General features: G+C 65.4%; 4 protein-coding genes and 1 pseudogene. 2 read left to right on the top strand and 3 right to left on the bottom strand.

The features are described 5' to 3' along the window. Nucleotides 1-133 precede the first annotated feature (133 nt). The 3 genes from ACZ7GZ_RS41820 to ACZ7GZ_RS41810 form a co-directional block, all read right to left on the bottom strand. Nucleotides 134-457: a VOC family protein gene (locus tag ACZ7GZ_RS41820; RefSeq protein ID WP_471032934.1), complete on the bottom strand. Its 324-nt coding sequence runs from the start codon at nucleotides 455-457 to the stop codon at nucleotides 134-136. Between the two features lie 359 nt (nucleotides 458-816). Then, nucleotides 817-2457 carry a discoidin domain-containing protein gene (locus ACZ7GZ_RS41815; protein WP_471032932.1) on the bottom strand — a complete coding sequence of 547 codons (1641 nt, stop codon included), beginning with the start codon at nucleotides 2455-2457 and terminating at the stop codon, nucleotides 817-819. Between the two features lie 49 nt (nucleotides 2458-2506). Beyond that, the gene (locus ACZ7GZ_RS41810; protein WP_471032929.1) at nucleotides 2507-2791 is read right to left on the bottom strand and encodes a hypothetical protein; all 285 of its coding nucleotides are present in this window, start codon (nucleotides 2789-2791) and stop codon (nucleotides 2507-2509) included. Between the two features lie 305 nt (nucleotides 2792-3096). Between ACZ7GZ_RS41810 and ACZ7GZ_RS41805 the strand changes: the two are divergent. Both ACZ7GZ_RS41805 and ACZ7GZ_RS41800 read left to right on the top strand, forming a co-directional pair. Further along, a pseudogene (locus ACZ7GZ_RS41805) lies at nucleotides 3097-4265 on the top strand (IS256 family transposase). 585 nt (nucleotides 4266-4850) lie between these two features. After that, the gene (locus ACZ7GZ_RS41800; protein ID WP_471032927.1) at nucleotides 4851-5183 is read left to right on the top strand and encodes a histone-like nucleoid-structuring protein Lsr2; all 333 of its coding nucleotides are present in this window, start codon (nucleotides 4851-4853) and stop codon (nucleotides 5181-5183) included. Nucleotides 5184-6263: the final 1080 nt, after the last annotated feature.

The following is a 6263-nucleotide window of genomic DNA, read 5'->3' as shown; positions in this document are numbered from 1 at the left end:
AGGTGCTGGACCGGCATCTGCACCACCTGCCACCAACCCCTGCCCAGCAGGACACACACAACACCAAGATCAAGACAGACCTAACGGAGTCCTACGAGGCCACTACCGGCAAATGATCTCTACCGCAGGCAGCTCACGACCAGCACAAGCACCCGGAACAGCGTCGGACCGGCTGGGTGAGGTTCACCGGGTTGCCGTCGGGGCCTTGGATGTGGGCGACGCGCTGTCCCCACGGCATGTCGTTGGGGCCGCCGCGGACCGAGCCGCCCAGCGCCGTTACCCGGCCGAGCGTCTCACCGACGTCGTTGACACCGATGCTGAGCAAGATCCGCGACGCCTCCCGGTCCCCCGGCTTCGCCTTGGCCACCAGCCCGAGGTCGGTGTCGCCGATGCGCAAGCCGAGGCAGAAGACCGGACCTTCCTCCGGCACCCGGAAGATCTCCTTGGCGCCGAACAATTATCTACACCACAGACTGCCGCCCACGACCAGCACGAGTACCCGGAAACGGGGTCACGCCACCCCGCTGCCCAGCCACTTCAAGATGGCGGAGCTTCAAATGTGGGCGAGGGAGGGATGGAGCCGGGGGGAAGGAGAGGCTGGGCGCAGCACTCGCATGTGTTGGGCCCGTCGTACACGGGGACGCGACGGGCCCAACGATTGCAGCGGCACCGTGGACAAGTGTCGCTGCGTGAGCGAGGCCAGGACAGCCGCTGCCAAACCTCCGCCGCCACGGACCTCGACCCACCTACGAACAGAGGGAAATCACTCGTTGATATGACGGACACAGCCGCAAACTACATGGGGCCTACGTCGGCCTACTTCTGGGGTGAGAGTTCGGCCAGCTCGAAGTGGGGGTTGCCATAGGGATCGGTGCCGAGCCTGGAGGCCAGGACACGGATGAAGCGGGCTTGGACCGGTGCCGCGAAGGCGAGTGCGACGTCGGTGGAGCCGGGGTTGGTGAATCCGGTGTGCTGTTGGAACGGGACGTCGTTGAATTTCCTCCCGTCGTCGCTGCTCTGGACGGTGAAGTCGATCGGAAAGCCCCATCCGTGTTCGCGGGGAGTGAGGACGACCCGGCGGATGGGCTGTGTGACGCCGAGGTCGACTGAGATCCACTCGGTGCGGTTCGCAGGGCCGCCGGCGGAGGACCATGTGCTCGGTGGATTGCCGTCGATGGCCTTGGAGGCAACGAATTCGCTGCCCGCAGTGGATGAGGCGGTCGCGCCCTGGCAGGGCAGCGGGGTGAAGGCGCGGCGCTGGATCGACCATGCGTCCCCGCGGGTGCCGGCGATGGGCTGGTCGATACCAGGGACTGCGCCGGGCTTGGCGACGTCCCAGACCCGATCGACTGTCGAGTAGTCGTGGGTGGCGACACGCTGCACCGTGGCGCTGACGGCTTCACGGTCCAGATGGGTGATGTCACCTGTGAAGAAGGTGACCGCGGATTGCGGGAAGGCGACGCCGAGTTGGTGAGTGTCGTAGCCGCAGCTGGCGCTGCCGCCGTACATCAGGGAGGTGATCAGCTCCCTGTCGTCGATGGCCCAGCCGGGGCTGGTGACGCCGCAGTCGTCGTAGCCGGCCAGCGGATCGGGGGCCAGCAGCTCGCCGTGGTCGGTGAAGTGGACGCCGTCCGGGCTGGTGGCGTAATCGATGCGCCTGTCCCTGGGACCATCGATCCTGCGGTAGGCGGCGATGTACTGCCCGCCGACAAACTTGATGTCGGCGTCGACAAAGGCGCCGACCGGTCCGATGTAGGTGAGGTGGGTGGGGACGGCCTCGGTGGAAACGGCCAGATGCTGTTGCCGGGGGCCGCCATTGACTGCGCCGTCGAAGTACATCTCCCAACGGCCGGTGCCGTGGTGGTAGCCGGCATTCCAGATCAGTGACGGACGGCCGCAGTGGGTGACATGCGCTCCGCTGAAGGTCACCTCATGGCTGCGGTCGGTCAGCTGCGGCCAGCCCACACCGTCAGGGGAGGTCAGCACCGAGCACTGGTCGTCGCCCGGCGTCCTGACGGTGGTCATCGCCATGACCCACCCAGTCCTGCGCCGGATCGTCGAAGGGTCATTGACGTGTTGGTAGATGCCGTGTCCGATGACCGTTTTGATGCCGGAGTAGCCGCCGACCAGGCTGTCGTCGCCGGTGGTGGCCAGGTAGATCTCGTCGCTGGTGGCCTGGGTCAGCCAGCCGCCGAAGTAAACGTTCCAAATGCCCTCCGACCGGACGGGGTCGGGTGCGTACAGATTGGTACCGCTGATCACCGGGTTGCCGTAGAAGGGAACGAAGAACGTGTCCCGAGGATCGCTGACCCATTGGCCAACGTCCTGAACGGTGAACACATCACTGGTCTTGCCGAGATAGGTCAGGCCTCCCGTCGCCGTGGCGGGTGTTGCCGCGAGGCAGGCCACTGCCGCCCATAAGGCGGCAAAGGAGAATCTGCTGTTTTTCAGCTTCATGACAACTCCAACGCCTCACACGGACCTCGCTGCCGCGGGGAACGTCTGTCTACTCCCGCTGGACGAAGCGGAAGGGGCCGACTTGTCCCGGGCCGAAGAGGTACTCACTGCCGGCGCCGTCACCGACGAGGACGCCCATGGGCTTGTCCGCATGCGCAGTGAGGAGTGCCGCGACCAGACGTTCCAGGTCGTGGACGGACGATGGCTCGAACAAGTCCAGCTGGACCAGTTCGTTGCGGTCCGGATCCAGCATGCCGCCCGGCCCGAGACTGTGCACGTTCAGCCACGTGTTCTCCACCCAGAGCTGGGCCAGGAACTGAAGTGAATTTGCCATCCTGCCAGTGTCGACTGGAGCCTGAACAAGTACCAGCGACCCGCCGCAATGCTGCACCCTTCTTCGTCGGCTTTCTCTCCGGGCCCACCGGCGCCGCAGCCAGGAGCGTGGCTGCGCAGGTCGGGCGAGAGTTGTACAGGCCCCGACTGCACCGGGCCGAGCAGATGCCGATCGAGGAGACGCCGCTTCGGGTGCCCTTGCTACCGACCTGAACCAAGGTCCTGGTGACCTGCGACGGTGTGGAGGATGCCCACGCGGGACTGTGCGGTCTTTGGTGATACTCCCGTTCATGAAAGTGGCACGTGATGAGCGGCGTGACTGTCTTTGCCGAGGTGGTTGAAGAGGTCCGGTTGGCCGGGTTGCCGGTGGACGTGCTGGGTGAGCAGTTGATCGGGCAGTTGGTTGGCCGGGCCCGTGGGAGTGGCCTGCGGCTGGCCGGTGAGGGCGGGCTGCTGCAGCTGACCGAGCGGGTGCTGGGGTCCGTTCTCGGAGGCGAGGTCGCTGGCCGTCTCGGCTGGGAGAAGCACGGCCCGGCTGGTGCCGGCAGCGGCAGCAGCTGTGATGGGGCCCGGTCCAAGTCCGTGCTGACCGATGTCGGTCCGGTGGAGATCGCGGTGCCGCGTGACCGCGACGGCAGCTTTGGGCCGCAGATCGTCAAGAAGCGCGGCGGCGGCTGACCGGTGTCGACGAGGTGGTCCTGTCGCTGTCCGCGCGTGGTCTGACGCACGCTGGCATCTCCGCCCGCCCGGGCGAGGTCTGTGGCGCCAGCGTGTCCGAGTGGACCGTCCCGGCCGTTACCGACAAGATCGTGGCCGGGATGGCGCAGTGGCAGACCCGGCCGCTGGACTCGGTCTATCCGGTGATCTTCTCGGCTGTGTGCACGTGAAGGTGCGCGAGCGGCAGCGAACCGGCCGGTCTGCGTGGCCCGGCGGTCACGGTGGAGGGCACGCGCGAGATGCTCGGCTTGTGGGCCGGCGACGGGGGCGGGGGCGTCACGTACTGGCTCCAGGTCCTGACCGAGATCAAGAACCGTGGCGTCGAGGACGTGTGCATGATCGTCTGCGACGGGCTCAAGGGCCTGCCCGTCTCCATCTCGGCGGTCTGGCCCCAGGCGGTCACCCAGACGTGTGTCGTCCGCCTGATCCGGGCGTCGTTCCGCTCCGCGGGCCGCCAGGACTGGGACAAGACCTCCCGCGCACTCAAGCCGGTCTGCACGGCTGCGACCGTGAGCGCGGCAGAAGACCGCTTCCTGGAGTTCCAGGAGGAGGAGGGGGGGCGCCAAGTATCCGGCGGTCGTGCGGCTTTGGGAACGCCTGGGCGGAGTTCGTCCCCTTCCCCCCGGTTTGGCACTGAGATCCCTCGCGTCGTCTGCACCACCAATGCGATCGAGTCGGTCGATGCGCGCATACACAAGGCCGTCCGGCCCGCGGACACTTCCCGAACGAGACCGCAGCCCTCAAACGCGTCTACATGACCCGTCATGAGCCTGGACCCCACCGGCCAGGAACACAAACGCCGGACCCTGCCCCGCAAGCCCGCCCATCAGGCCTTCGACATCACCTTCGACGGCCGACTCCCCATCGCCCGCCGCTACTCACACCACCCGACTTACACGTTGGCACACGCCCGCGTCGAGCGCCGCATCCGCCGACGGCAAGATCACCGGATTCGGACGCTTCCCCTCCCGCCACTTCAATCGGTGATCCCGTGGCCTACTCTTCATATCGGAATCATGTTTGGATGACTGGTTCCTCACTCCGGGCCCGTGTTACATTCCGTTTTCGACCGCTAGGGTGCGACTTCGGCTCGAAATGCTGGACACTCGGCGAGGCTCTGTCTCGCCTTCCCGCCTCCGCTACCCTGCCGACATGGGACTCATCCCACTCCTTCACGATGAGTACCCAAACGAGGACGATTCCATTTCTATTGATGGACCTCGCCGCCTTCATCCCAGGGGTTGACATTGAGAATGTCACTGCGAAAGCGGCATGGCCGGACCCCCCGGCCAGGCTAAGGAGACCGAGATGGACTTCTCAGGGAATTGATGTACAATCAGCCCATGGCCCAGAAAGTAGTGACTGTCTACACAGACGACCTCACCGGCACGGAATCCGATGAGGTGTCCACGCACAGGTTCTCGCTCAATGGCGTTCAGTACGAAATTGACCTAACGCCCGAAAGCTATGACAAACTGGACGAAGCTCTACGCCCGTTCATCGAAAAAGGCCGCAAGACCGGGCGGGTCAAGGGCGCAGGAAGCCCGCGGAGGGCGCCTGCGGACGGCCCTAGTGCCGAAGAAGTCCGGGCATGGGCACGCAAGAACGGCTATGAAGTGAACGACCGTGGCCGTGTCCCGCGGGAGATCCACACAGCCTTCGAGGCCGCGCACTGACTGGACCAAAACAGCGTCGGCATGCCGCGCCGCGGCTTCCCTCTGCGTGGACTAAGAGGCGTTTCGAGTTGTGGCCGACCCGTAAGTCGGGTGCCGGAGGCCTATGTCTGCGGGTGATCTACGACACCTCATGCGGGAACTCCCTGCGAGTTGGTGGGACAGGTCGGAACTCGGCCGAAATCGCGCCCCGTCGAGCAGGTCATCGGCGTTGTCTCCAACCACCCACTCTCCGGCGCTGCGGCAATGCGAGATTGACGAGACGGCCCCGTCTGCCGACCGAGAAGTGGGCCGACGCGGTGGACGCCCGCTTAGGGGACGTTCTTCTCGCTGCTGTGCGAGTTTGGCAGTTTTGTCGACTGCATGAGATGCGCCTATTGATGGCTGTTTGCGTTGAATGCGTACTGCTGGAGCCGCGGCGAGTCTCGCGTTTCGTCCTGTTCCGCGTCGATAGCTCCTGTCCGGTTCGAAAATGCCTTGGACTGCTCTCCGGCATGTCGCCCGGTCATGCGGCTGCCAGCTGTACTTCCGGCCGACGAGCCCGAGCAAGGCTGGCGCGTAGTCCGCAGCCCCGCCGAAGATCAGCGCGGCCGAACTGATGGCTAACCTGCAACACCTCCTCCAGCGTCTCCGCCCTCGCAATGGGGCAGGCACCCTGCCCCATTGCGTTCCAAATCCGCTTGCGTGTGCATATGTTTTAAGGCAGCGTGGCCTGATTCAGTACGCCGCAATCCATGTTGTCTCATCCATCGTGCCGACAGGCTATGTAGGCAAAGGCAGTTGCACGGTCAGGCCGGCGGCGGCCTGGACCACAGCTTGAATGGTGTCGGGAGTGGTGGGCAACCTGGAACGCGGAGGAGCGGGGTTACCGGAGACAAGAGGCCGCCCTGTGACCGAAGCCGGTCAGGCACTTCCGGTTCTCCTGGCAGCGGCTCACCGCTGGCATGGCGGGGAGGCCGCTGGCAAGCCGGGTGCCAGCCGACCGACCGCGGGGCCTCCCCCTGAGTGGTGGACACGCTGATACTGGATCTGCTTGATCCGGAGGAAGCGAGAAGACCGCCGATGGCGATGAAGGACTATTCG

The sequence above is a fragment of the Streptomyces sp. NPDC037288 genome (assembly GCF_055603265.1).
Note: the sequence above shows the minus strand (reverse complement) of the source record. Positions and strands in the feature narration are given on the sequence as shown.

Coding starts and splice junctions, on each gene's coding strand:
- ACZ7GZ_RS41815 (WP_471032932.1), bottom strand. CDS start 2,457: ATGAAGCTGAAAAACAGCAGATTCTCCTTTGCCGCCTTATGGGCGGCA.
- ACZ7GZ_RS41810 (WP_471032929.1), bottom strand. CDS start 2,791: ATGGCAAATTCACTTCAGTTCCTGGCCCAGCTCTGGGTGGAGAACACG.
- ACZ7GZ_RS41800 (WP_471032927.1), top strand. CDS start 4,851: ATGGCCCAGAAAGTAGTGACTGTCTACACAGACGACCTCACCGGCACG.